Annotated in this window: 17 protein-coding genes and 2 pseudogenes; 11 read left to right on the forward strand and 8 right to left on the reverse strand. The window is 61.8% G+C overall.

The window, feature by feature from the left end; translation table 11 throughout:
- Positions 1-46: 46 nt before the first annotated feature.
- The 3 genes from nirK to NT26_RS17415 all read left to right on the forward strand — a co-directional run bounded on the left by nirK (position 47) and on the right by NT26_RS17415 (position 2,954).
- The gene (nirK, locus tag NT26_RS17405) at positions 47-1,177 is read left to right on the forward strand and encodes a copper-containing nitrite reductase (protein WP_052640619.1); all 1,131 of its coding nucleotides are present in this window, start codon (positions 47-49) and stop codon (positions 1,175-1,177) included.
- A 93-nt stretch (positions 1,178-1,270) separates the two neighbouring features.
- On the forward strand, positions 1,271-2,179 hold the full coding sequence (locus NT26_RS17410) for an SUMF1/EgtB/PvdO family nonheme iron enzyme (protein ID WP_052640620.1): 909 nt from the start codon (positions 1,271-1,273) through the stop codon (positions 2,177-2,179).
- Positions 2,180-2,258: 79 nt separating this feature from the next.
- Positions 2,259-2,954: a Crp/Fnr family transcriptional regulator gene (locus tag NT26_RS17415; protein WP_052640621.1), complete on the forward strand. Its 696-nt coding sequence runs from the start codon at positions 2,259-2,261 to the stop codon at positions 2,952-2,954.
- Between the two features lie 19 nt (positions 2,955-2,973).
- Here NT26_RS17415 and NT26_RS17420 read toward each other — a convergent pair whose 3' ends face one another.
- From NT26_RS17420 to NT26_RS17430, 4 genes and pseudogenes are all read right to left on the reverse strand, one after another.
- Positions 2,974-4,707 (reverse strand): response regulator, encoded by a 1,734-nt coding sequence (locus tag NT26_RS17420; protein WP_082077752.1) that lies wholly within the window; start codon positions 4,705-4,707, stop codon positions 2,974-2,976.
- Between the two features lies 1 nt (position 4,708).
- Positions 4,709-5,920 (reverse strand): annotated as a pseudogene (locus NT26_RS23435) (response regulator); the annotation flags it as partial.
- A gap of 77 nt (positions 5,921-5,997) precedes the next feature.
- Positions 5,998-10,936 (reverse strand): annotated as a pseudogene (locus NT26_RS17425) (HAMP domain-containing protein); the annotation flags it as partial.
- Positions 10,937-11,169: 233 nt separating this feature from the next.
- A complete protein-coding gene (locus NT26_RS17430; RefSeq protein ID WP_052642322.1) occupies positions 11,170-12,219 on the reverse strand; it encodes a LacI family DNA-binding transcriptional regulator in 1,050 nt (349 codons plus the stop codon).
- A 138-nt stretch (positions 12,220-12,357) separates the two neighbouring features.
- On the opposite strand from NT26_RS17430, the gene bglB reads away from it, so the two are divergent.
- The 7 genes from bglB to NT26_RS17465 all read left to right on the forward strand — a co-directional run bounded on the left by bglB (position 12,358) and on the right by NT26_RS17465 (position 21,431).
- The gene (gene bglB, locus NT26_RS17435; RefSeq protein ID WP_082077753.1) at positions 12,358-13,458 is read left to right on the forward strand and encodes a beta-galactosidase BglB; all 1,101 of its coding nucleotides are present in this window, start codon (positions 12,358-12,360) and stop codon (positions 13,456-13,458) included.
- Positions 13,455-14,291 carry a 5-dehydro-4-deoxy-D-glucuronate isomerase gene (gene kduI / locus NT26_RS17440; RefSeq protein WP_082077754.1) on the forward strand — a complete coding sequence of 279 codons (837 nt, stop codon included), beginning with the start codon at positions 13,455-13,457 and terminating at the stop codon, positions 14,289-14,291. The genes bglB and kduI overlap by 4 nt, the downstream gene beginning before the upstream one ends.
- An 11-nt stretch (positions 14,292-14,302) precedes the next feature.
- Positions 14,303-16,777, forward strand: a complete 2,475-nt coding sequence (locus tag NT26_RS17445) for a hypothetical protein (RefSeq protein ID WP_052642325.1) — start codon at positions 14,303-14,305, stop codon at positions 16,775-16,777.
- Between the two features lie 51 nt (positions 16,778-16,828).
- Positions 16,829-18,097, forward strand: a complete 1,269-nt coding sequence (locus NT26_RS17450; protein WP_052640624.1) for an ABC transporter substrate-binding protein — start codon at positions 16,829-16,831, stop codon at positions 18,095-18,097.
- A 124-nt stretch (positions 18,098-18,221) separates the two neighbouring features.
- A complete protein-coding gene (locus NT26_RS17455) occupies positions 18,222-19,244 on the forward strand; it encodes a carbohydrate ABC transporter permease (protein WP_052640625.1) in 1,023 nt (340 codons plus the stop codon).
- Positions 19,244-20,308 carry a carbohydrate ABC transporter permease gene (locus tag NT26_RS17460; protein WP_052640626.1) on the forward strand — a complete coding sequence of 355 codons (1,065 nt, stop codon included), beginning with the start codon at positions 19,244-19,246 and terminating at the stop codon, positions 20,306-20,308. Before NT26_RS17455 ends, NT26_RS17460 begins: the two co-directional genes overlap by 1 nt.
- Before the next feature lie 10 nt (positions 20,309-20,318).
- Positions 20,319-21,431, forward strand: coding sequence for an ABC transporter ATP-binding protein (locus tag NT26_RS17465; RefSeq protein WP_052640627.1), 1,113 nt, complete (start codon positions 20,319-20,321; stop codon positions 21,429-21,431).
- Between the two features lie 6 nt (positions 21,432-21,437).
- On the opposite strand, the gene NT26_RS17470 is transcribed toward NT26_RS17465, so the two are convergent.
- The 4 genes from NT26_RS17470 to NT26_RS17485 are packed head-to-tail and all read right to left on the reverse strand — an operon-like array spanning position 21,438 to position 25,040.
- Complete coding sequence (locus tag NT26_RS17470) at positions 21,438-22,460, reverse strand: YeiH family protein (protein WP_052640628.1); 1,023 nt, start codon at positions 22,458-22,460, stop codon at positions 21,438-21,440.
- A gap of 2 nt (positions 22,461-22,462) precedes the next feature.
- Entirely contained in the window at positions 22,463-22,987 is a 525-nt protein-coding gene (locus NT26_RS17475; protein ID WP_052640629.1) for a flavin reductase family protein, read from the reverse strand.
- Entirely contained in the window at positions 22,987-23,880 is an 894-nt protein-coding gene (locus tag NT26_RS17480) for an aldo/keto reductase (protein ID WP_052640630.1), read from the reverse strand. Before NT26_RS17480 ends, NT26_RS17475 begins: the two co-directional genes overlap by 1 nt.
- Entirely contained in the window at positions 23,880-25,040 is a 1,161-nt protein-coding gene (locus NT26_RS17485) for an LLM class flavin-dependent oxidoreductase (RefSeq protein ID WP_052640631.1), read from the reverse strand. The genes NT26_RS17480 and NT26_RS17485 overlap by 1 nt, the downstream gene beginning before the upstream one ends.
- Before the next feature lie 93 nt (positions 25,041-25,133).
- On the opposite strand from NT26_RS17485, the gene NT26_RS17490 reads away from it, so the two are divergent.
- On the forward strand, positions 25,134-25,838 hold the full coding sequence (locus NT26_RS17490; protein ID WP_052640632.1) for a GntR family transcriptional regulator: 705 nt from the start codon (positions 25,134-25,136) through the stop codon (positions 25,836-25,838).
- The last annotated feature ends 1 nt before the right edge of the window (position 25,839 follow it).

The following is a 25,839-nucleotide window of genomic DNA, read 5'->3' on the forward strand; positions in this document are numbered from 1 at the left end:
CCAGAGAGACGGAGATGGCTCCGCCACTCAGTCTAGGAGAAAGACGATGACACAGTTCAATTTGACCAGACGTTCGATGTTGGCCGGTGCTGCCATTGCCGGCGCCATTGGTCCACTCGTCCAGGCCTCGTTCGCCAGGGCGAATGAGGAAGTTGCCCCCATTACCACCCCGATGGATCTGTCTGCGCTGAAGCGCGTCAAGGTCGACCTGGTAAAGCCCCCGTTCGTTCATGCCCACACCCAGAAGGCCGATGGCCCGCCGAAGATCGTCGAGTTCACGATGACGATCCAGGAAAAGAAGATGGTCATCGACGACCAGGGCACTGAACTCCACGCCATGACGTTTGATGGTTCTGTCCCTGGTCCGATGATGGTGGTTCACCAGGACGACTACGTCGAGCTGACGCTGATCAACCCGGAAACGAACGAACTGCAGCACAACATCGATTTCCACTCGGCAACGGGTGCGCTGGGCGGTGGAGCGCTTACGATCGTCAACCCGGGCGAGAAGGCTGTGTTGCGCTTCAAGGCCACCAAGGCAGGCGTCTTCGTCTACCATTGCGCACCTCCCGGGATGGTTCCCTGGCACGTTACCTCGGGCATGAACGGCGCGATCATGGTATTGCCGCGCGAAGGCCTGACGGACGGCCACGGCAAGGAACTGGTCTACGACAAGATCTACTATGTCGGCGAACAGGACTTCTACGTGCCGCGCGACGAGGCGGGTAACTTCAAGAAGTACGACAGCGTGGGCGAATCCTACGCTGACACCCTGGAAGTCATGCGGACCCTGACACCCACGCACATCGTCTTCAACGGCGCCGTCGGTGCTTTGACGGGCGAGAACGCCATGACCGCCGCTGTCGGCGAGAAGGTGCTGATCGTCCATTCGCAGGCCAACCGCGACACCCGCCCGCACCTGATCGGCGGCCATGGCGACTATGTCTGGGCAACCGGCAAGTTCCGCAACCCTCCGGATCTGGACCAGGAGACCTGGTTCATCCCTGGCGGCACCGCCGGCGCAGCCTTCTACACCTTCGAGCAGCCGGGCATCTACGCCTACGTGAATCACAACCTGATCGAGGCTTTCGAACTCGGCGCCGCGGCACACTTCAAGGTGACCGGCGACTGGAACGACGACCTGATGACGGCCATCGTTTCGCCGACCGGAAGCTGATCGACAACCGGAGGCGCGGGTTCGCCCGCGCCTCCGAAACCTCAGATGACATGTTGACGGGCCACTGCCCGAGGTTCGCCCAAGGAGGCGATCATGTCCGCCGCAGCAAGCAAGACCGCGTCCTCGCTCTTCCAGACCGCCCTTCCACTGGCCTTGATTTCGGCTCTCGGCATCGGCATTGCTCACCAGGCCGGGTTCTTCGCGGCCGCTCCGTCCGCGGCTGCTCTCTACCAGCCACAGACTGTGGTCATCCCGCCTCATACCTTCCAGTATCGGACAGACGGCGAGTATGTGCGGGGAGTTCATCCGATCGACGCTCCGAAATCGACTGTCACGCGTACAGATGCACTCACCATCATGAAGTTTCAGGTGACGCTGTCGGAATACGACGCTTGCGTCATGGAAGGCGCCTGCGCGCCTGCGGCACATCCGAGCACATCCGACACGAACCTTCCCGTCACCGGCGTCAACTACGATGACGCCCAAGCCTATGCGCGGTGGCTTTCGGAGAAGACCGGCGAATACTGGGCCTTACCATCCGATCAGGACCTAGCGTTTGCCGCCGGCAAGAGCTTTCCCGACGATGCCTCCGGGCTCGATCCAGACAACAAGAATCCGGCCCTGAAATGGATCGCCGACTACGAACGTGAAGCCGCGTCGCGATCAAAGCGGAATCCGGCACCGCAGCCTATCGGCAGCTTCGGGGAAAACGAATTCGGCCTTGCCGATTTCGGTGGAAACGTCTGGGAGTGGACGAGCACCTGCCACAGACGGGTGAACCTCTATGACAACGGGACCCAGAAGGGCGTGGAGACCATCTGCGGCGTCAACGTGGCCGTCGGTCCACATCGTTCGCCGACCAGCAGCTTCATCCGCGACCCCCGCGGCGGCGGTTGCTCAGTTGGGACGCCGCCGGACAATCTGGGCTTCCGGCTGGTGAAGTCGACAGCGTGGTACGCCCCGGTTCTGCAGATGCTTCGCGCGAAGGGCCTGGCAGGTTAGCCGCGCGCCGTCTGGCTTCGCCTCTTCCGAGAGCGGTAGTGATCATGTATCCTGCACCGCGATATCGGAGAGTGACAGAGTGAAGATCGACAAGAGCCTGGTCCGGGCATTTCCGCTGTTCGACAAGATGAGCGACGAAAGCCTGGAAAAGCTGCTGGCGCATTCCACCTCGCGGCGCGTCCCACCCGGCGAAGCCGTTTTCGAACAAGGGGCAGCGGCGACGCATTTCTTCCTGCTTCTCCATGGACGCCTCAAGGTCACGCAGGTGACTGCGAGCGGCCAGCAGATCATCGTCCGCGTGGTCCACCCCGGGGATCTCTTCGGTTTCGCGAAGGCGCTGCAGCGAGCAGACTACCCGGGAACGGCGATTGCCGCCGCTGAAAGCGTTGCACTCAGTTGGCCGACGCATCTCTGGCCAGAATTCATCGACCACCATCCGCGCCTTGCCGTCTCGGCAATGCACACGATCGGCCAGCGTCTCGAGGAGGCCCATACCCGAATTCGTGAGATGTCGACCGAGGAAGTGGAGCGGCGCGTCGCCCACGCGGTGCTGCGCCTTACGAAGCAGGCCGGCAAGGCCGAGGGCTCAGGCGTACGGATCGACTTCCCGATCTCGCGCCAGGATATCGCCGAGATGACGGGAACGACGCTCCATACCGTTTCGCGGATCCTGAGCGCCTGGGAAAGCAAGGGCCTTGTGGAAGGCGGGCGCCAGAAACTTCTCGTCCGCGATATCAAGGGGCTATCTGAACTCGCCGAGACTGCCAAGGAATAGCCTCGATGGGGGACCGCGGTCACATTGTCCCGTTTCGTTGAAGCGGAGCGTGGCTGGCTGCCGTAGCGTCCCTGCTGATCGCCATGGATATCGCCTGTGCCAATTGCTCCTGCGTAAACGGCTTGACGAGCCGCGACAGGGCTCCGACCGATGCGCCATCCGGAAGCTCGGCATAGCCGGATGCCAAAATAATCGGCTGTGCCGGATTGGCGCTAAGCAACGAGCGGGCAAGATCGGCTCCCGACATTCCGGGCATGGCGTGGTCGGTGATAACCAGATCGAAACTCTGCCCTGAGTTCACGATTTCCAGGGCCGCCTGCCCGGAATTGGCTTCCGTGACCCTGTGGCCAAGGTCTTCCAGCATGTCGACCGTGCCCATGCAGACAAGGACATCGTCGTCCACCACCAGTATCCGCAGGGAGGCGGCAGCCTCGGCCTCCCCGGAAGCGCTCCAAGCAGATTGCGCCGCCCCGGCATGTTCGGAAACGTCATCCTTGGCGACGGGCAGCCACAGCTCTGCCGTTGTCCCTTCGCCAGGGGTGCTGTGAAGCTGCAGAATTCCCCCTGACTGGGCAGCCAGCCCGTGGACCATCGAGAGTCCGAGACCCGTTCCCTTGCCGAGCCCCTTGGTGGTGAAGAAGGGCTCGGCCGCACGCGCAAGCGTCTCTTCGTCCATACCCGAACCGGTATCGGCAACCCGCACCCGCAGATAGCGTCCGGCCGACAGCCCTGGCGGGAGATCGTGATCGCCGGGAATGGTTTCTTCGGCATCGATCGAGATGACGCCTTCCTGCTGGATTGCATCGCGGGCGTTGACGGCAAGGTTGAGGATCGCCAGCTCGAGCTGATTGGCATCCACGAGGGCCGGAGGCAGTTCAACTGGAAGCCGGTTCTCAAGCCGGATGGTCGGACCCACCGCCCGCTGCAGCAGCCCTTCGATGCTGCCGAGGAGTTGCACGAGATCGACTGCCTGAGGCTTGAGCTCCTGCCGGCGCGCGAAGGCCAGCAGGCGCTGGGTCAGTGCCGCGCCACGTTCGGCAGCCTGGACCGCATTGTCGAGCAACCGAAGGTTCTTCTCCTCGGCCGGGATGCGTTTGCGCAAAAGGCTGAGGCTGCCAAGCGCGGCCATCAGCAGATTGTTGAAATCATGGGCTACCCCGCCGGTGAGTTGACCGATCGTATCCAGCTTCTGGGCCTCGAAGAGTTGCGCCATCGCCTCCTCGCGCTCCCGGGTGCGAAGCTCGATCCGGTTTTCGAGTTCCTCGTTGAGGGTCTGTAGCTGCTGGTAGGACGTCTCGAGTTCGGCTGTCCGCTCCTGAACCCTGCGCTCAAGGTCCGCATTCAGCCGCTCCAGCTCCCGGGTTTTCCGGTAGAGTTCCACGAAGACCCGCACCTTGGCACGCAGGACGTCCGGGACAATCGGGACGGACACATAATCGACCGCGCCGGCCGCGTAGCCCCGCAGGCGGTCGGGTTCGGTCATCATCACGGCCGATACGAAGATCACGGGGGTCTTCTCGAACCGAGGGTGGGCGCGGATCAGCTCCACGAGCTCGAATCCATCCTGCTCGGGCATGCAGACATCGACCAGAATCACGGCGACATCCGTGCGGAGAAGATGTTCCAGCGCCTCCCGCGCCGACTGAGCCACGAGCAGGTTTTCGCCAAGCTCCTGGAGGATTACCTCGTAGCTCAAGAGCTTGGCGGGCTGGTCGTCCACGAGCAGAATGTTGACGGGATCAGGCATGGTCATCTCACTCGTGGAGCCACATGCGCAGTGCCGAAAGCAGCTCCTGCGTATTAACCGGCTTGGCAAGGTAATCCGAAGCGCCCGCCTCCAGGCATTTCTCACGGTCGCCCTTCATCGCCTTGGCCGTCAGCGCGATGATCGGCAGGCGGCTGTGACGTTCGTCCTTACGGATTACCTGCATTGTCTCATATCCGTCCATGCCCGGCATCATGATATCCATGAGAACCAGCGAAATGTCGGACTGGGCGTTGATGATCTGGATCGCTTCACTTCCCGTGGTTGCCGTCAGTACCTTCATGCTGCGCCGTTCAAGAACGCTGCTCAAGGCGAAGATGTTTCGCGCGTCGTCATCGACGAGCAGCACCGTCTTGCCGGCAAGCTCCACGTCCGAACTATGCAGCTTTTCGAGCATGTCCTGCTTGGCAGGTGGCATGTCAGCGATCACCCGGTGCAGGAAGAGGGAGGTCTCGTCAAGCAGACGTTCCGGCGATTCAACCCCCTTCACCACCACGCTCCGCGCCATGCTCTGCAGCCGGGCACTTTCGGCCGGAGAGAGATCGCGTCCCGTGAACACGACAACGGGCACATCCGTCATCTTCACATCTTCGGAGATCTTCTCCAGCACCTCAAACCCGGACATGTCGGGCAGTGACAGGTCGAGAACGACGCAGTCGACTGGCTCGTTCTCCAGTATTTGAAGCGCCTCTGAACCGGTACCGACGCTGGTTATGTCAATATCGCTGTGGCCGAGCAGGGCGGTGATGCTGAAGCGTTCGTTTTCGTCATCCTCTACGAGCAGGAGACGCTTCCGGCTGGTTTCCGAGAAGCTCTTCAATCGCGAGAAGACTTCTCCCAGCCCGTCACTTGTCGCCGGCTTGTGCGTGAAGGCGAAGGCCCCACGCGTCAGGCCATGCTGGCGGTCTTCATCCACGCTGATGATCTGCACGGGGATGTGACGGGTCTCGGGGCTCTGCTTCAATTGGCTGAGAACAGTCCAGCCGAGCATGTCGGGGAGGCAGATGTCAAGCGATATGGCAGTCGGACGATAATCCCGGGCCAGCGCCAGCGCATCCGTACCGCGGCCGGCGATCAGCACCTTGAAGCCCTTGTCGCGTGCAGCATCCCGCAGCAAGGAAGCATATCCGGGGTCATCTTCGACGACCAGCAGGATGGCATCTCGACCACTGATCCCGTAGCGATCGTCTTCGGGCACTTCACCGATGCTTGTGGAACGGCGCGGGAGCCCGTGATTGTGGCTCTTCATCCCGCCCGTAGTGCTACGGACCGGCTGCGTCGCCGCCCCGACGAATGTCAGCGGAAGGTAGAGCGTGAATGTGCTTCCTTCGCCTGGAGTGCTGGAAAGCTGGATCTCGCCGCCCAGGAGGTTGGCAAGCTCGCGACTGATTGCCAGTCCCAGGCCGGTCCCGCCATAGTTCCTGCTCGTCGAGGCATCCGCCTGCTGGAATGCCTCGAAGATGATCTTCTGCTTATCGACCGGAATGCCGATGCCGGTATCGGAAACATGGAAGGCAATGACGGCCGGGGCGTTCTTGAGCGAAGGACGGCTTTCACTCCATCCACTTGCGGCCGTTTCCACTCTTAACTGGACACCGCCCTCGGAGGTGAACTTGAACGCGTTCGACAGCAGGTTCTTGAGTATCTGCTGCAGCCGCTTGGCATCGGTGATCAGCGTGCGGGGCAGGCTGTCATCCAGATCGACCGCGAACGTGAGTGCACGGGATTCCGCCTCGTGCCTGAATGGCCGCGCCATCACTTCGAGAAGATTGCCGAGGGCGATCTCCTCCGCCTCGACGGAGACCGTTCCGGACTCGATCTTCGACAGGTCCAGGATATCGCTGATAAGATTGAGAAGATCGGTGCCCGCACCATGGATCGTCTTTGCGAATTCAACTTGCTTGGACGACAGGTTTCCGTCGGGGTTTTCCCCGAGCTGCTGCCCGAGGATCAGGATCGAGTTAAGCGGCGTCCGCAGTTCGTGCGACATATTGGCCAGGAATTCGGATTTGTATTTCGAGGTGAGCGCTAGCTCCGTCGCCTTCTCCTCGAGAGCCCGTCTTGCCTGCTCGATCTCCTGGTTCTTGGCCTCCACCTCGACATTGCGTTCTTCCAGCTGCTGGGCCTTCTGCTCCAACTGCTCGTTGGTCTGCTGCAGTTCGCTCTGCTGCGTCTGAAGTTCCGCCGCAAGTTGCTGCGACTGCTGCAGCAGGGCTTCGGTCTGCATCGTCGCTTCGATCGAGTTCAGCAGGATTCCCATGGACGATGTGAGTTGTTCCAGGAAGGAAAGTTGCAGCTCGGTGAAATTCGCGACCGAAGTCAGCTCAACCACCGCCTTGACCTGTCCCTCGAAGAGGATCGGCAGGACGATGGCACTGCGCGGCAGGGCCGAGAAGGTTCCCGAGCCTATCGGCACGACATTGTCCGGCATGTCGCTGATCAGGATCTGCCGGCCATCACGCGCACACTGGCCGATCAAACCCTCGCCGAGCTGCATCCTGCGCGGATGTGATTGACCAACGCCGTCCGCATAGGTCGCAAGCAGCACCAGTGCCGGTTCATCCACCTCCTGCTTCACTTGGTAGACGACGCCCTGATGTGCGCCCACCAGCGGTGCCAGTTCCCGCAGCAGCGTCTGGCCGACGAGAGCGAGTTCCCGCTGACCCTGCAGCGTAGTGGTCAGGCGGGCGAGATTGGTCTTAAGCCAGTCCTGGTCGGTATTCTGCTCTGTGGTAAGCCGCAGATTACCGATCATCGTATTGATATTGTCCTTGAGCTCAGCCACTTCTCCCCGTGCCTGGACCTGAATGGACCGCGTCAGATCCCCCTTCGTCACTGCCGTAGCAACCTCGGCGATGGCGCGGACCTGGGTTGTCAGGTTCGCGGCCAGGAGGTTTACGTTGCCGGTGAGATCCTTCCAGATACCGGCCGTTCCCGGAACCCGCGCCTGGCCGCCCAGCCGTCCTTCGACGCCTACCTCTCGGGCAACCGACGTCACCTGATCGGCGAAGGTAGCAAGGGTGTGGGTCATGTTGTTGATGGTGTCTGCAAGGGCAGCCACTTCCCCCTTGGAGGCGACCGTCAGATTCTGCGTGAGGTCACCGTTCGCAACCGCCGTCACCACCTTGACGATGCCTCGGACCTGTTCGGTGAGGTTCGTCGCCATGACGTTGACGGTATCCGTCAGATCCTTCCACGTGCCCGCGACCCCGGGAACCTGGGCCTGACCTCCGAGCTTGCCTTCGGTCCCGACTTCGCGGGCAACACGCGTCACTTCGCCGGCAAAGGCGTTCAACTGATCAACCATCGTGTTGATCGTGTTCTTCAGTTCCAGGATCTCACCTTTCACCTCGACGGTGATCTTGCGGGACAGGTCGCCGCGCGCAACGGCCGTGGTGACCTCGGCGATGTTGCGCACCTGCGTGGTGAGGTTGGCCGCGAGAAGGTTGACGTTGTCGGTCAGGTCCTTCCAGGTGCCCGCGACACCGGGGACCACGGCCTGGCCGCCGAGCCGCCCGTCCGTCCCCACCTCGCGAGCGACGCGCGTCACCTCGCCGGCGAAGGACCGCAACTGGTCGACCATCGTATTCAGCGTATCCTTCAGCAGCAGCATCTCGCCGCGGACATCGACCGTGATCTTTCGGGAAAGGTCGCCGCCGGCGATCGCCGTCGCGACTTCGGCGATATTGCGGACCTGCGCTGTCAGGTTGCCCGCCATGGAGTTGACGTTGTCGGTCAGGTCCTTCCACGTTCCGGCAACGCCCGGTACCTGAGCCTGGCCGCCGAGATTGCCTTCCGTCCCGACCTCGCGGGCGACACGCGTCACTTCGCCGGCGAAGGCGTTCAACTGGTCCACCATCGTGTTGATGGTATCCTTCAATTCGAGAATCTCGCCCTTGACGTCGACGGTGATCTTCCGCGACAGGTCACCGCGAGCAACCGCAGTCGTTACCTCTGCAATATTGCGGACTTGGTCGGTGAGGTTCGACGCCATCGAATTGACGTTGTAGGTCAGGTCCTGCCACGTACCGGCGACGCCCGGCACCTGTGCCTGACCACCGAGCTTCCCCTCCGTTCCCACCTCGCGCGCAACGCGCGTCACTTCCGAGGCAAAGCGGTTCAACTGGTCGACCATGGTGTTGAGGGTTTCCTTCAGCTGAAGGATTTCGCCCTTGACGTCGACGGTGATCTTCTTCGACAGGTCGCCGTTCGCGATCGCCGTCGAAACCTCGGCGATGTTTCGCACCTGCGCCGTGAGGTTGGACGCCATGGAGTTGACGCTGTCGGTCAGGTCCTTCCACGTGCCGGCAACGCCGCGCACATTCGCCTGGCCGCCCAGCTGACCTTCGGTCCCTACCTCTCGGGCGACACGCGTCACTTCCGAGGCGAACCCGTTCAGTTGGTCAACCATCGTGTTGATGGTCTCCTTCAGTTCGAGAATCTCACCTGAGACCGTCACCGTGATCTTCTTTGAAAGATCCCCCTGCGCGACGGCGGTGGCAACCTCGGCGATGTTGCGCACCTGCGCCGTAAGGTTCGATGCCATCGAATTGACGCTGTCCGTTAGGTCCTTCCATGTTCCGGCAACCCCGCGGACATTGGCCTGGCCGCCCAGCTGACCCTCCGTCCCCACCTCGCGGGCGACGCGCGTGACCTCACCGGCAAAGCCGTTCAACTGGTCGACCATCGTGTTGATGGTCTCCTTGAGCTCGAGGATCTCGCCCTTCACGTCGACGGTGATCTTCTTCGAGAGGTCGCCATTGGCGATCGCTGTCGAGACTTCAGCAATGTTGCGGACCTGAGCCGTCAGGTTTCCGGCCATGGAGTTGACGTTCTCGGTGAGGTCTTTCCAGGTTCCGGCAACGCCGCGCACGTTTGCCTGACCGCCCAGTCGGCCCTCGGTACCGACCTCTCGGGCGACGCGCGTGACTTCGCCGGCAAAGGAATTGAGCTGATCGACCATCGTATTAATGGTCTCCTTCAGCTCGAGAATCTCGCCCGACACGGTCACCGTGATCTTCTTCGACAGGTCTCCATTGGCAATCGCCGTCGAGACTTCAGCGATGTTTCGCACTTGGGCCGTGAGGTTGGAGGCCATGGAATTGACGTTGTCGGTGAGGTCTTTCCAGGTGCCGGCGACGCCTGGCACTTTCGCCTGCCCGCCAAGCCGTCCTTCGGTACCGACTTCACGCGCAACGCGGGTCACCTCGCCCGCAAACCCGTTCAACTGATCGACCATCGTATTGATGGTCTCCTTCAGTTCCAGAATTTCGCCGGACACATCGACCGTGATCTTGCGCGAGAGGTCACCGCGCGCCACGGCCGTAGTCACCTCAGCAATGTTGCGGACCTGATCGGTCAGGTTACCGCACATTGCATTGACCGAGTCCGTCAGATCCTTCCAGGTGCCAGCAACACCCGGCACGATCGCCTGGCCGCCAAGCTTTCCCTCCGTGCCGACTTCCCGGGCGACTCGCGTCACTTCCGACGCGAAGGACCGCAACTGGTCCACCATCGTGTTGATCGCTTCCTTCAACTGGAGGATCTCGCCCCGAACATCGACGGTGATCTTCTTGGACAGGTCACCATTCGCGACGGCGATCGTCACGTCGGAAATGTTCCGCACCTGCGCCGTCAGGTTAGACGCCATGGAATTGACGCTTTCGGTCAGATCCTTCCAAACGCCGGTCACTTCCGGGACATGAGCTTGGCCACCGAGTTTGCCGTCCGTCCCGACTTCCCGGGCGACGCGCGTTACCTCTGAGGTGAATACACCCAGCTGCCGGATCATGCCGTTGACGATCTCCGCCGAACGCAGGAACTCCCCTTTCAGGGGGCGTCCATCGACATCGAGAGGCACCGTGTGGAGCAGGTCACCCTTGGCAACAGCCGAGATCGTTCGCGTCATAGCATGCGTCGGCCAGACGAGATCGTCGATCAGAGCGTTGACGGAATCCTCCATGTCGCTCCAGGCACCGCCCGAAAGGCTGAGCCGAACACGATTCTTCGTCCGCCCGTCACGACCCACGAGTTGGCCTACATGGTCAAGCTGTGCCGCCATGCGCTGATTGGCTGCGATGATGTCGTTGAAGGCGTCGGCGACTCGGCCTGACAGGCCGGTGTAATCGGAGCTCAGCCTTGCTGTGAAGTCGCCTCCGCGAACCCGTTGCAGGACATCCAGCAAGGCCGCCAACTGCAATGCCTCGCCTGTGGACATGCCGGCTGATCCCTCGGATGAGACCAGCTCGGCGGCTGGCTGATCCGCGTTGTCTGCCGAATTCTCGCGTGCCTTGACCAACTGCGCCCCCTCAAAGTCGATACACGATCGGCAGAAAATAGGGCGGCGATCATCTGCGGCAACGGCCAGCGTCATTTACACGATCATGCCGCTCGGCTTGTCGTCCCAAAGACACAAAGGTTGCAGAGGGAAGGCTGTCGGAGACCCCTTCGCTATGCTTCTTCCGCCTTGTCTTGTCGACGACCCGCGACCGACTGGCGCTCGACGATGTGGCAGGCAAGTTCAACCCGGCGCGGCAGTGCAGGCGATCCCGCACATATGTCGCGCAGAAGATCCACTCCCGTCATCCCGATCTCCCGTGCCGGTATGTGTACCGTTGTCAATGGCGGGCTAAGGAAGGCGGCTTGGGGAAGATCGTCCATTCCCATCACTGAAACGTCGTCAGGAACGCCATAGCCGGCGCGTTCAAGGGCACGCATGGTACCCACGGCAAGGCTCTCGCCGGCTGCAAGGACGGCGGTGAAGTCAAGCCCACGCTGCCCGATCCGATCCGAGATGACCTGATCGGCGAGTTCCGGCAGCCAGTCATCGACCGACATCACAAGGTCGTCCGGATGGGGCAGTCCATGCTGCGCCAGGGCATCCCGCCATCCTTCCAACCGTCTCACGATGGTTCTGCGGCCCGGACGCATGAGAAACAGGATGCGCTTATGTCCCCGTTCGATCAGGTATTCCGTCGCCAGTTGGGCGGCCGACCTGTTGCAGGGCGTGACGCTTGAGAGCCTCATAAGCGGGTCATCGCCATTGATCAGAACGACCGGCTTGCCAACGTCGCGTGTGGCCGCAAGCATTCGCTCGTCATCCACCGTAAGGAACAGCAGGCCGGCAACCTCTTCATCAAGCCTCGCCTCCTCGAGGACCCTCTGCTCCTCGGCGGCGTCCGCCACGGGCCTGGTAACGATCTCGATCCCGACTGCCTCGGCCCTGTCACGGATCCCCTCCAGGACATAGAGCGTGAACTGATTTCGCACGTAATCGATCATTGCCGCGCTCGAGGCCGCAAGGACAACCTTCGTTCCGGCCACCGGCTTCGGCAAGGCGTAATTCGCATCACGTGCCGCATCCAGAATACGCAGGCGAACATCCTCGCGGACGCCCTTCTCCCCGGAGAGGGCGCGCGACACGGTGCTGAGCGACACGCCGACCTTGGTCGCGATATCCTCCAGCCGTACGCGCCGCGGTTTCTTCCCGCGCTTGCCCATGCCGCCATTCATCGACGTCCCTCCACATTTGACAAACTGCAAAAAATTTTCAGATTGCGCAAGAATTTTTCCGATGTTTACATCCGCCGCAGCCGGAGGAGGCGCCTGTCCGACATTGGACGGAGTGGGAGGATGCACATGCAAGGATCGGCTGGAGAAATCCGCCGCAAGCTCGACCTGCTGGTCGCGGGGATGACCGGCCTGCGCCACGATGGTCGATTCGACGAACCCAATCTTGACGGTAGCGCAGGCGACTACATCTCCTTCGACAGCTGGGAATGGCCGCAGGGCGTCGGCCTCTACGGCCTCATCCGCCTTTGGCTGTTCACCGGCCGCCAGGACCTGAGGCAACTGGTCGAGGACTGGTACGCCGAACGAATCGGTGCCGGACTGCCCTCCCTCAACGTCAACACCACAGCACCTATGCTGGGCCTTTCCGTCCTGTGGCGGGAGACCCGTGATCCGCGCTGGCAGAAGCCGCTCGATTCCTGGGCGGACCGCGTGATGACCGAGATGGGACGAACGGAGGAAGGTGCCTTCGAGCATCACGTCTCCGACAAGGTTAATCATCACGAATTATGGGATGATACGCTTTACATGGTGGCCCTGTTTCTCGCCTCCTACGGACAGGCAAGCGGTCGCCAGGAGCTCGTCGACGAGGCGGCGCGCCAGTTTCTCGTCCATGCCCGCTACCTTTCCGACCGCAAGACCGGCCTGTGGTTCCACGGCTGGACATTCGACGGTCGGCATAATTTCGCCGATGCCCGCTGGGCACGAGGCAATGCGTGGATCACTGCAGGCATTCTTGATCTGCTTGACTTGGCGGAGGTGGCGAGGCCCGTGAAGGATTTCCTTCTCGGTGTTCTCGTGGCGCAGGTGAATGCCCTGCTGCCGCTCCAGACAGGCTCCGGTGCGTGGCGGACGCTGCTCGACGATCCGACCTCCTACGAGGAGATCTCTGCGACCGCGGGCATCGGCTACGGACTTCTCAAGGGGCATCGCTTGGGTTTGGGTACCGCGGAATGGCGCGTGGCGGGGCTAAAGGCCGTCGAGGCGGTACTGAACAATATCGATGAGACCGGTACAGTACTCAACGTCTCCTACGGCACGCGGATGGGTCACGACCTGCAGTTCTACAGGGACATTCCTCTCCAGCCGACCGGCTACGGGCAGGCGCTGTCCATCCTTTGCCTGTCAGAAGCCCTTCGGCACATCGATGCAGGAGTGCGGGCAACATGACAATGAAGATTCTCTACGGTGCAGGTCCGCAAGATGTCAAAGGCTACGATACCGAGCGGTTGCGTGCCGAGTTCCTGGTCGAGGATCTCTTTCGTCCAGACACTGTCAATTTTACTTATACCCATGTCGATCGGTTGATCGTCGGCGGCGCAGTTCCGGTATCGAAGACGCTAGAATTCGGTAGCGGCGAGGACGTCGGAACTCCCCACCTCCTGTCCGCCCGCGAGATGGGCATCGTCAATCTAGGGGGCCCGGGCACCATCACCGTCGACGGCCAGAGCTTCGACCTCAGCAATCGCGACGTGCTCTATGTCGGCCGGGGCGCACGCCTACTGACCGCATCAAGCGTGTCGGCGGAGCGTCCAGCCCGCTTCTACATGAACTCTGTACCCGCCGGCGCTGACGTCCCGCACCGGCTCATCACGCAGGCGGAATCGAAGCCGCTTGACCTCGGGGACGCGCGGCGTTCCAACAAGCGTCAGCTGCGCATGTACATCCACCCGGAGGTCGCGCCGTCATGCCTTCTGCTGATGGGGATCACCGATCTCGCCGAGGGCAGCATCTGGAACACCATGCCTCCACACCTGCATGAGCGGCGCATGGAAGCCTATTGCTACTTCGACCTATCGGAGGAGGACCGGGTGATCCACCTGATGGGGCGGCCCGAGGAAACCCGGCATCTGATTGTTGCCGACGGGAATGCGGTGCTTTCGCCGGCCTGGTCGATCCACATGGGTGCCGGAACCGGGCCCTACGCCTTCGTCTGGGGAATGACCGGCGAGAACCAGGAATACAACGACGTGACACCCGTCGCCCCTTCCGAATTGAAATGAGCGCGAAAGTGATGAACGCACAGACACACTGGATGCAGAAGGCGCTCAACCCTGGAGATCCGATCCGCTACTGGCAGTTGGGCACGCTCTCCGAAGAACGATTTGACGTGCCGGATGCACCGATGCAAGGGGAGATGGATCCCTTCTTCTTCCTCACCAAGGTGAAGAACTTCATCCCACATGAGTATCCGTGCCGCACCCAGTTTGCGGAGACCTACCGTGACAAGCGGCCCGACGTGCGCGGCACCTTCGAAGCGTCCCGCTGGTGGCTGCCGTTCGACTCACCCCGCCTCGATCTTTCCGGCTTCTGGTTCCGCCCGACGCGGGTTGCGGCCTGGGCGCGGACGTATATCGAGGCAGATACCGCGGGAACTGCGGCGATCCGGCTCGGAACCTGCGGAGGCGCCGTCGTCTGGGTGAATGGTGAAGAGATCGGCTGGATGGCGCCCTACAGCCGCAATCTGGAAGCCAAGCAGGAGTTCGACCTGCCGCTCTCACAGGGGCTGAATGAGATCACCATATTCTTCGACGACCTCGCCGAACGCGACGCCCGCTACTTATTCCAGATGGACTACCTTTCAGGTCCTGGCGCGCGCCTTTCTCTACCGGTTCCGGTGGCGGCTTCGGTGGCCGAAAGCCTGGAATCAGCGCTGGGTGGAATGCATTTCGACCGTCCCCACTATTTTAGCGGCGACATCGCGCTGAAGCTGGCGGCACCACTTCCCGTAGAGGTCCAGGTAAATGTCGCCATCGAAGGCGACTTCATGTCGACCGAACGTTTCGACCGCGACTTTGTCCTGGCGGCTGGCGCAACGGAGCTGAACATCGGTCCTTCGGAAGATTGCCCAGCCGATTTCCGTCATTTCCGTGTCACGCTGGACGCCGGTGGCTTCGTCGCTTCCCGCTCGCTGGGCGTCGAGATCTGCCATGTCGCTCGTCAGGGAAGGGCGCCGGCAACTCTTTCCGGCCGGATCACTGAAGCCTTGAACGAGGTTTCCGAACACTCGGAACGCGACACGGTACGTGCCTTCGCCCGTCTCGCGAGCGGCCGTGGCGGATCCGAGACCGACGCCATGATCGAGGAGATTCTTCCCTCCATCGAAGACTGCCATGACTGCGCTGACTTCTCGCTGGTGCCGCTGATCTGGTCGAGGACGGTTTGGGGTGCAGACATCGCCGACGCAACGCGGAGCCGGATCGACAATGCCATTCTCCATTATCGCTACTGGATGGACGAGCCTGGCAACGATGTTCAGTGGTATTTCTCTGAAAACCACGCCCTGCTCTTCCACACCTCCGCTTATTTGGCCGGCCACCTGCTACCCGAGGCAACCTTCGTCCGCTCGGGGCGGATCGGCCGGGAGCAGAGCCGGATCGGCGCGGAAAGGGTCAGGGCGTGGCTCGACCACTTCGAGAAATGGGAAATGGCGGAGTATAACTCCGCCCCCTACTTCCCGATCGACTTGAAGGGACTGACAGCCCTCGCCGCCCTTTCCCCGGATGTCGACATCGCCGAGCGGGCGAAAAGGGGGATCGTCCGGCTGTGCGAGGTCATTGCGCGCTCCGCCCATCACGGCATGGTGACGGCGGCACAGGGCCGGTCCTATGAGCATACGCTCTGCGCCGGGCGGTCGCTGGAGCTTTCCGGTGTCGCGCGGCTTCTCTGGGGCAAAGGCTGGTACGGCCGGCGGGTGCACGCCCTCCCGCAACTGGCGGTCTGCCTGCGCGATCACGGCCTGCAGGTTCCTGCTGACCTGGAGGCTATCGCTGATCACCAGTACGCAGCGCACCAGGAATGGCGCTTTGCCCAGGGCGAGAACCGCTTCGCGGCTCTCTACCATTACAAGGGCAAGCACTTCGCCATGGGGTCGGCGGTGCATTACCGCTGGGACGATTGGGGATACCAGGAAACCATTCTGCACCTGCGCCTCGGCGAAAGACCCGAGGCTGCGGTCTGGATCAACCATCCGGGCGAAACGATCCAGTTCGGCTACGGCCGGCCATCCTATTGGGGTGGCTGCGGCACTGTTCCACGGGTCCAGCAGTATCGTGGCCTCGCGGTGCTCGAGTTCAGGCTGAAGCCGGAACAGCCTGATTTTACCCATGCCTGGTTCCCGCAGGCGGAGTTTGACGAGGTGCGGGTCAAAGGCCGCTCCGCGCTCGCGGGAAGCGGGGGAGGAGCCGTCTTCCTGAAGGGCAGCAGCGATCTGCTCCCCGTTGAAGAAGGTCCGTCCGCGGGTAGCGAGCTACGACAGCACGGCCCGAAAACCCGCTGGATCGTGCGCATTTGCGAAGCCGAAGACCTGCAATCCGTTGGGGATCGCTTTTCTGCACTGGCAGTGACGGAGGGGGCGGACGATAGCTGGACAGTCGAGGATCCGGAATACGGCCCTGTCCGCTTCCTGGCGGACGGCTCGGTGGAGGCGGAGGGCCGGCGGCTGCTGCGAAGTGATTATACGGTCGCAGGCGACACCATTATGATCTAACGCATGCTAACCGGACGGAAGGAGGCTCCGTCCACAAAGGGAGGAAATGAAATGAAAACAACGTCGATGATCGCGGGGCTTGCCCTCGCACTCCTGACATCCACGGCCGCAGTCGCCGGCGATGTCCGCGTCATGTGGTACTCTGACGGGGTCGAGGGCGAGGTCATGAAGGATCTCGTCGATCGCTTCATGAAGGAGAACCCGGGGATCAACGTGATCCTCGACAATGTCGCCTACAGCGTCATTAAGGAGCAGCTGCCGGTGCAGTTGGAGGCCGGGAACGGCCCCGATATTGCACGGGTCACGGCCATCAAGGACCTCGCCCGCCACTGGCTCGACCTGCGGCCGCTGGTGAAGGATCCTGAATACTGGGACGAGAACTTCGGCGACAAGGCCGATTGGATGCGCCCGGATGGCTCCGACCAGATCTCGGGCTTCATGACCCAGCTGACGCTGACAGGTGGCTTCGCCAACAAGACGCTTTTCGATCAGGCGGGCGTCGAGGTCCCCGGACCTCAGGCGACCTGGGAGGAATGGGCGGAGGCGGCCAAGAAGGTGGCTGAAAGCCAGCAGGTCCCCTTCCCGATGGCGATCGACCGTTCGGGGCACCGAATCACGGCTCCCATGCTTTCCTATGGAGCGAACTATATCGGTGCGGACGGAAAACCTGCCCCGCTCGACCAGGGTGGCAAGGACTTCCTGAGCAAGTTCGTGGGCTGGACCGAAGACGGCACCTTTGCCAAGGACGTATGGGTTTCGGCCGCTGGCAATACCTATCGCGCTGCCGCGGATGACTTCATCAACGGCCAGCTCGCCTTCTACTATTCAGGCTCCTGGCAGGTCGCAAACCTCGCCACCAAGATCGGTGACGCCTTCGACTGGGTGGCAACCGGCAGTCCCTGCGGTCCCGCAGCCTGCACCGGCATGCCCGGCGGCGCGGCGCTCGTTGCTGTGAAGTACACGAAGAACCCGCAAGAGGTTGCGACCTTCATGGACTGGATGGCGCGGGAGGAGATCGTCAAGGAGTTCTCCGAAAGGACACTCTTCCTGCCGGCCCACAAAGCGGTCGTGGAAAAGGGTGGCTTGAACTTCCAGACCGACAACGAGCAGGCCAAGGCGGCACTCGGAACATTTGTCGAGGCCTCCAAGGCAACCTCCGAGACGGCATTGAAGCTCCCAGCCTGGCGCTGGGCCGACACCGTCTATGCGGCCATCGTAACCCGCATCGGCCAGACGCTTGCAGGGGAGCTTCCGCTTGAGGATGCTTTTGCCCGCATCGACGCCGACGTTGCGCAGAAGGTGAAGGACAGCGGTCTCTAGGATCGCTGAGGCCGCTACAGTTACGGCCCCTGTATCGTAAGAGTGGGGGCCTGAGCCACTCCTCCTCTCCCGCGGGGAAGAGGAGGAGTTGGGCCGCAGAGGTTTGGCGCGAAGAGGGCAAGATATGAACAGCAGCAAGCGGTCCGCGCCGTCGCAGTTCGGCGCCATTGTGATGGCGCCGGTCAACGGTCTCATGACGCTTGTGGACATACCCTTGCGGGCGCTGCAGAGGCTGACCGGAATAACGGGAATGGCAGCCTTCTTCCTGATGCCAAACATGCTGATCTTCGGCATATTCGTGTTGCTGCCGCTCGCCATCAACTTCGTCTATTCCATGAGCGGAGGGACGGCGCTGTTCCTGTCGGAACGCAGTTTCGTGGGACTGGACCAGTACCAGCGCCTGTTTCAGTGCGGCTCCTACCTGGATCCGATGTCCTGCCAGGAAGACGCCTTCTGGACCGCCGTCCGGAACACGGCTTGGTTCGTCCTGCTTCAGGTTACACTGATGATCCTGCTGGCTCTGGCTACGGCTTTGATCCTCAACCGCGATCTGCGTGCCCGCTCCTTCTGGCGGGCGGTCTTTTTCTTTCCTGTCCTTCTCTCGCCTGTGGTGGTCGGCCTGATCTGGAAGTGGATCCTGCAACGCCAGGGGCTGCTGAATTTCGCCCTCTTCGAACTCGGGATGGAGCCGCACAACTGGCTCACGGACCGCACCTGGGCCTTTGCCGCAGCGGTGGGCGTGTCGATCTGGGCCCATATGGGCTTTTACGCGCTCATCCTGCTCGCGGGCTTGCAGGCAATCCCGAAGGACCTTTACGAGGCCGCGGAAATGGACGGTACGAAGCCTGCGCGTGTCTTCTGGCGGATCACGCTGCCGCTCCTGGCACCCAACCTACTGGTCGTCGTGGTGCTGGCGCTCATCAAGGCCGTCCAGGTGTTCGACGAGGTCTACGTCCTCACGGGCGGGGGGCCGGGCACGAGCACCCTCTACCTCACCCAGTACATCTACGAGACGGGATTTGCATCGCAGTTGCGCAATCCGGGCCTTGCGGCCGCTGCCTCCATCCTGATGGGACTGGTTCTGGTGGTGCTGACGCTGATCCAACTCGGCATTGGCCGCCGTTCGGAGGCGAAGGGGGAAAGATGATGGGATCGGCGGCACGCTTCATCTTCCGGCGCAGGGGCACAAGCGGAACCGGCAAGGGCTGGCACTGGACGGACATCGTGACCTGGGTCTGGCTCGTCGGTGGACTGCTGGTCATGTTCGGTCCGGCTGTATGGCTCGCATTCTCCTCTTTCAAGACGCCGGCGGCACTGGCCGAATTTCCGCCCACGATCCTGCCCTACGTGACGCAACAGGTAACCGTCGAGGGTTACGACAAGCCACTTGCCCTCTATGAGGCAGCCATGCCGGATGGGAGCACCCGCGTGCTGGCCGAAGTCCGTCGCATCGGCATCGTCAGCCAGATGGTCAATCCGCAGGCGCCGGGAGAGATCATCAAGGTGAACATCGCCGACCGGAAACCGGTGCGCACAATGTCCCTTGCGACAGAGAACTACACGCAACCCTTCGTGCAATTCGACTTCGTCCAGTATCTCTGGAATTCCGTCTTCGTCACCGTCATGGCGACACTGATTACCCTTGTCGTAAACTCCATGGCAGCCTTTGCGCTCTCGAAATATGAGTTCCGCGGCCGCACGTTGGCGATGCTGGTGATCCTTGCGACCCTGATGGTGCCGCTATCGGTGATCATGGTGCCGCTCTACTCGATCATCTCGTCGATGGGGCTCTTCAACAACCTCTGGGGTGTGATCCTGCCAACGGTAGCGACGCCGACCGGCGTCTTCATCCTGCGGCAGTACATGCTGACCATTCCGGACGAGCTGATCGATGCTGCCCGCATGGACAAGGCATCGGAGTGGCAGATCTACTGGCGTATTGTCCTGCCGCTGGCCGCACCCGCGCTCGCGGTACTCGCCATCTTTTCCGTCGTCTGGCGTTGGAACGACTTCCTGTGGCCGCTGATCGTTCTCTCTCGCCGGGAGCTCTACACGCTGCAGGTCGGCCTGAGCATTTATGCGGGCGAACTGAACGTGCAGTGGCACTTCATCCTCGCCATGACCGTCGTGACGATGATCCCGGTCGTCCTGGTGTTCATCTTCCTGCAGCGCTTCATCACGACCGGCATAGCCGGTGCCGGACTGAAATAGGGATCCACTAATGGGCCAGATCAAGCTCACCAACGTCAAGAAATCCTTCGGCGCCGTCGATGTCCTGCATGACATCAACCTTCACATCGACGACGGAGAACTTGTCGTTTTCGTCGGCCCGTCCGGCTGCGGAAAATCGACGCTCCTGCGGGTCATCGCAGGGCTTGAGCAGGTGAGTGGCGGGACACTTGAGATTGACGGGCGACGCGTCAACGATGTCACCGCCGCCGAGCGTGGCCTCGCCATGGTCTTCCAGTCCTACGCGCTCTATCCACATATGACGGTACGGCAGAACCTCGCATTCGGCCTCGAGAATTCAAAGATGCCGAAGGCGGAGATCGCCGAGCGAATCACGGAAGCGGCCCGCATGCTGGAGATCGAGGCATACATGGATCGGCGGCCTGGGCAGCTTTCGGGTGGCCAGCGCCAACGCGTCGCGATCGGACGTGCGATCGTTCGGCGCCCGGTGGCATTTCTGCTTGATGAGCCGCTCTCCAACCTCGATGCCGAGCTGCGGGTATCGACAAGAGCTGAACTGGCCGCCCTTCATGCTCGTCTGTCCTCGACGATGATCTATGTCACCCATGATCAGGTGGAGGCGATGACGCTTGCAGACCGCATCGTCGTCATGCGGGCCGGCAGGATCGAACAGGTCGGCACGCCGCTGGAACTATACAACAAGCCGGCCAACCGTTTCGTCGCGGGTTTCATCGGCGCCCCGCACATGAACTTCCTGAGCGGCGAGATCCTGGAAGCGGCCGGCAGTTCCGCGGTTCTTTCCCTTGCCGGCGGGCATCGAATTGCACTGACGGCAGATGACGCCAGGCTGAAGGCGGGCCAGCAGGTAACGGTAGGTATACGCCCGCAGCATCTTGCTTTGAGCCGGGATCCGGCCAGCCCCCGGATGACGGTGAGGCTCGTAGAGGCGCTAGGGTCCGAAACGGTGATCCATGGTGATATCCACGGCGAGCGGCTCCTGGCGGTTCTGCCCGGGCAGCAGGTTTATCGAGCCGGTGACGAAGTTCCACTCGACTTTGATGCTGCGCCCCTGCACCTTTTCGATGAGCAGGATCTGCGGCTATTGTCGACGAGACCCATAACGAAAAGTGGCGCAGCGGCCTGAGGGCACTCAGCTCCCGGCAGGGTGCAGCAGCATCAATGCCGACAGGGCCAACCCCGCAAGGAAAAGCGTTTCCGCGACAAGCAAGCCGATCGCACGCCTGCCTACGCGGAAGATGGAGGCCAGCGAGGTCTTGACACCGACAGCGGCGATCGCCGTCAGCAGCAGCCATTGCGAAAGCACACCCGCCAGTTGGCCCACGACCGGAGGGAACCCGATCAAGGAGTTGATCCCGGCCAGGACGATGAAGACGGCGAGAAAGCCCGGGAAAAGAACGGGCGACGACGGTCCGGTTGCGCGGCTGCCACTGAATGCGAGCGCCGTAAGCAACACCACGGGCGCAAGCATGCTGACACGGATGAGCTTCACGAAGACGGCAGTCTCGCCGGCCGCGGGACTGACGGAGAATCCGGCGCCTGCAACCTGAGCGACGTCGTGGATGGTCGCTCCCAGGAATATGCCCGTGGCGAGATCGGAGAGGCCGAGCAAGTCTGCAAGGATCGGATACAGGATCATGGCGATCGTCGACAGCATTGTGACGCCGATCACCACGAATGCCATCTCCCGCTCCGCTTCTTCGGAGCGCGACCGCCCAAGCACGGCTGCAATGGCCATCGCCGCCGACGCACCGCATATCGCAACGGCACCTCCCGTCAAGGTCCCGAAGCGCGCATCCTGACCGAAGAGACGGGACGAAAGCAGGCCGAAGGCAACCGTTGCTGCCACCGCGGCTATCACGAGCAGAATGAGGCCGAATCCCAGATCACCGATCAGCGCGGCGCTGATGCGAAGCCCAAGCAGCGCCACCCCCGCCCGCAGAAGGTTGCGCGAGGCAAAATCCAGCCCCGCAGTAGTCCGGGGATCGTCCGACAGGAAGTGAAGGGCGAGGCCAATCAGGATCGCCAGCAGCATCGCCGGCGCATCGTAATGCTCGGAGAGAAAGGCAGCGGCAAGCGCGACCAGAATGGAAACCGCGACGCCACGGAAATACCTGCGCCAGGCGTCATGGACGCCAGCCACGAACGGGACCAACCTCAGTTCCTTCCTGCGAAACGACCAAGCATGCCGCGGGAGTAGCAAAGCGGCTCGCCATCCCGCAAGGCCACTCGCAGCACGCGCCCGACAATAAGGCTATGGTCTCCTGCATCATGCGTGGCGGAACGCCGACATTCGAACCGTGCGAGGGTATCACACAGGGTTGGAACGCCTTCTTTGCTCGTAGTCCATGAGAGGCCCGCAAAACCCGTCCCGCCACGCGAGAAAGCCTGGCACAGGTGATCCTGCTCGGCACCGAGGACATGAATGGCGAAATGAACCGCCTGCTGGAAGGAACCATGCTTCGAGGAACTCTTCGCGGGCGACCACAACACCAGCGGGGGCTCAAGCGACACCGATGTGAAGCTGTTCACGGTCATGCCAATGGGCCCTTGGTCAGTCATGGCGGTAACCACGGTGATGCCTGTAGTGAAACTGCCGAGTGCGTCCCGGTAGGCGCGCTCGTTGCCGCGTTCCGGTACGAACAGCCTTTCGGGACTGCAGGGGGATGCGATCGCGCCCATCACGGCACCTCCCGGCCAAGTGCCAGACTGTAAAGTTCGAACCATGTCTGCCGATCCAGCACCACCCTGCTTGCCTCCGCGAGGCTTCCGATACGCTGTGGATTGTTCGTTCCCAAAATCGGGAGGATCTTTGCAGGATGGCGCAGAAGCCAGGCTACCGCGACCGCTCCCGGCTCGACCTCCTGCTCCGAACCGATCCGCTGCAATGCGGCCAGAAGCTCAGGACTTCTACCAGCCAGCAACGCGCCCCCGCCGAGCGGTGACCACGCCATGACCGGAATCATTCGCTCGTAGAGGAAGGCAAGATCGCCATTGGTGAAGGCTTCAGCGGCCAGGAGACTCATCTCGATCTGATTGGTAATCAGCGTCGATTCCATGGACGATTGCAGAAGCGAGAAATCCCATGGCCGGAAGTTCGACACGCCCACGGCTCGGACCTTACCCGATTGCACGAGCGCATCGAGTGCCGCACCCGTCTCGTCGGGATCGAGAAGAGGATCGGGCCGGTGGATGAGGAACAGGTCGAGGTAGTCCGTTGCCAGATCACGAAGAGAGGCTTCGACGGAAGCGTTGATGTGATCTGCGCTGGTATCGTAATGCTTCACCCGAGCCGCCGCATGACGTCCGAATGGACCTATTATCCCGCACTTGCTGACAATCTCGATTCTGTCGCGCAGACCTGGCGCCGTTTTCAGCGCAGCGCCGAGAATAGCCTCGGCTTGATAGCCGCCGTAGATATCCGCCTGATCCATGGTCGTGATCCCCTGTTCGAGACAGGCTTCGACTTTGGCTATGACATGAGCGGGTGACGTCTCAGGATCATCTCCCAGGCGCCACATCCCGTAGACGATCCGGCTGACCTCCAGCTCCGGAGAAAGCGTTATGCGTTCCATCAGACGCGTTCTCCTGTCCCTAGCGGCGTCGCCGGCGTCTGGCTCGGCACCCTGCCATAGGCATGGGGCAGAGAGCATGTCTTCAGATGGGGGAGCACCTTGGAGCCGAAGTGTCGCGCTTCGTCCATATGAGGGTAACCCGAGAAGATGAACGCGCGGATCCCCATCTTGCGATAGGCCTCGATCTCCGACAGGACCTGGTCGGCGGAACCGACGAGTGCAGCGCCGCAGCCGGAGCGGGCACGCCCTATCCCTGTCCACAGATGCGGCTCGACGTAGCCAAACTGGTCTGCAAGTTCTCGCGCCCGCGCCTGATGGGCGACACCGAGAGAGATGCTGTCATGGGCGCGCGAACGGATCAGCTTTCCGTATTCGTCGTCCAGCTTCGACACGAGGTGCTCGGCATAGTCTCTCGCTTCCTGCTCCGTATCGCGCACGATCACATGCACGCGCAATCCGTAGTCTAGCACCCGGCCATGAGCTTCGGCGCGGGCATGGACGGCGCGCATGCGTTCCGCCAGTTGGTCCTTGGGCTCCGGCCACATGAGATAGACGTCACATTGAGCGCCGCACAGTTCGAGCGCATCGGGTGAATACCCGCCGAAATAGAGGAGCGGCCCACCGTTCTGCTGGTAGGGCCTGGCCGGGTCCGTTGTTACGTTCCTGAACTGGTAGACCTCTCCTTCGTGATCGATCCTGTCGCGCGTCCAGGCCTGTCTCAGGATCTGCACAACCTCGTGGCTGCGCTTGTAGCGATAGCTGCTCTCGGCCACTTCGCCCGGGAAATCGGAACTGATGACATTGAGCGTCAAGCGTCCCTTCAGCATATGATCGAGCGTTGCGATGGTCCGCGCCAGCATGATCGGCTGCATTTCTCCGCACCTTATGGCGGCGAGCATGTTGATGCGGCTCGTAATTGGTGCGCAGCCCGCGACGAAACTCAAGGTATCTTGGCCCACCTGATAAGAGGAGGGGCACAGGATGTTGCGAAAGCCCAGCTCCTCTGCCTGCTGCACGATCCCGGAACAGTGTTCCCAGCTGGACCTTAGGCGCCCGTCCGGAACCCCGAGATATTCGTAATCGTCGGAGCAGAGAGCGGCGAACCAGGATATTTCGGACCCATCAAGATCGGCAGAGCGTACTGGCAGCACCACAGTCATCGAATTCCTCCCGACGATTTTGTCCTTGCGTAACACTGGACTTGATGTAAATCAATAGTGTATCAATTTCTACAACTGAGTCAGTCGGGTACAATGCAGCAAACGGCAGGCAGCCTTCCGATCTACCTTCAGATCACGGAGCTTCTTATCCGCGATATCGCGGCCGGCCGCCTGATCGATGGCGAAAAGCTGCCGCCGGAGCGTGAGATGGCGGAAAACCTCGGGATCGCTGTCGGCACCTTGCGGAAGGCACTCTCGGAGCTCCAAGCGCACGGGATGCTTGAACGCGTCCAGGGCTCGGGCAACTACATTCGCGCGGTGAGTGATCCGAAGAGTGTCTACGCCATGTTCAGGCTCGAACTCCTTGATGGGGGTGGACTGCCGACTGCCGAAGTCCTTGATGTCGCACGCATACGCAAGCCAGACGGCCTGCCGCAATTCGGAACCAGCGCCGATGCTCATCGAATACACCGGCTTCGCCGCCTGTCCGGGAAGCCGGCCGCTATCGAGGAGATCTGGCTAGACGGATCCTATGTGGACCGGATCGAACGGGAAGACCTGTCTGAGTCCCTCTACCTCTATTACCGGACGAGGATCGGCCTCTGGATCGTCCGCGCCGAGGATCGCATCGGGCTAGATGTCGTGCCGGACTGGGCGCCGAAGGCATTCCGGCCTCTCCCTGGCGCCGCCGCCGTCCATGTCCTCAGAATCAGCGAAGACCAGGAGCGCCGCCGCGCGGAGATATCCCGCACCTGGCTCGATCACGAAGTGGCTCGCTATGTCTCACGGCTTAAATAGG

Origin of the sequence: Pseudorhizobium banfieldiae, from assembly GCF_000967425.1 — a bacterium.
Taxonomy (GTDB): Bacteria; Pseudomonadota; Alphaproteobacteria; order Rhizobiales; family Rhizobiaceae; genus Neorhizobium; species Neorhizobium banfieldiae.

What these genes read in the sequence shown, in the direction of transcription:
- nirK (WP_052640619.1), top strand. Translation starts at nt 47, where the DNA reads ATGACACAGTTCAATTTGACCAGACGTTCGATGTTGGCCGGTGCTGCC.
- NT26_RS17410 (WP_052640620.1), top strand. Translation starts at nt 1,271, where the DNA reads ATGTCCGCCGCAGCAAGCAAGACCGCGTCCTCGCTCTTCCAGACCGCC.
- NT26_RS17420 (WP_082077752.1), bottom strand. Translation starts at nt 4,707, where the DNA reads ATGACCATGCCTGATCCCGTCAACATTCTGCTCGTGGACGACCAGCCC.
- NT26_RS17430 (WP_052642322.1), bottom strand. Translation starts at nt 12,219, where the DNA reads ATGGGCAAGCGCGGGAAGAAACCGCGGCGCGTACGGCTGGAGGATATC.
- bglB (WP_082077753.1), top strand. Translation starts at nt 12,358, where the DNA reads ATGCAAGGATCGGCTGGAGAAATCCGCCGCAAGCTCGACCTGCTGGTC.
- kduI (WP_082077754.1), top strand. Translation starts at nt 13,455, where the DNA reads ATGACAATGAAGATTCTCTACGGTGCAGGTCCGCAAGATGTCAAAGGC.
- NT26_RS17445 (WP_052642325.1), top strand. Translation starts at nt 14,303, where the DNA reads ATGAACGCACAGACACACTGGATGCAGAAGGCGCTCAACCCTGGAGAT.
- NT26_RS17450 (WP_052640624.1), top strand. Translation starts at nt 16,829, where the DNA reads ATGAAAACAACGTCGATGATCGCGGGGCTTGCCCTCGCACTCCTGACA.
- NT26_RS17455 (WP_052640625.1), top strand. Translation starts at nt 18,222, where the DNA reads ATGAACAGCAGCAAGCGGTCCGCGCCGTCGCAGTTCGGCGCCATTGTG.
- NT26_RS17460 (WP_052640626.1), top strand. Translation starts at nt 19,244, where the DNA reads ATGGGATCGGCGGCACGCTTCATCTTCCGGCGCAGGGGCACAAGCGGA.
- NT26_RS17465 (WP_052640627.1), top strand. Translation starts at nt 20,319, where the DNA reads ATGGGCCAGATCAAGCTCACCAACGTCAAGAAATCCTTCGGCGCCGTC.
- NT26_RS17475 (WP_052640629.1), bottom strand. Translation starts at nt 22,987, where the DNA reads ATGGGCGCGATCGCATCCCCCTGCAGTCCCGAAAGGCTGTTCGTACCG.
- NT26_RS17480 (WP_052640630.1), bottom strand. Translation starts at nt 23,880, where the DNA reads ATGGAACGCATAACGCTTTCTCCGGAGCTGGAGGTCAGCCGGATCGTC.
- NT26_RS17485 (WP_052640631.1), bottom strand. Translation starts at nt 25,040, where the DNA reads ATGACTGTGGTGCTGCCAGTACGCTCTGCCGATCTTGATGGGTCCGAA.
- NT26_RS17490 (WP_052640632.1), top strand. Translation starts at nt 25,134, where the DNA reads ATGCAGCAAACGGCAGGCAGCCTTCCGATCTACCTTCAGATCACGGAG.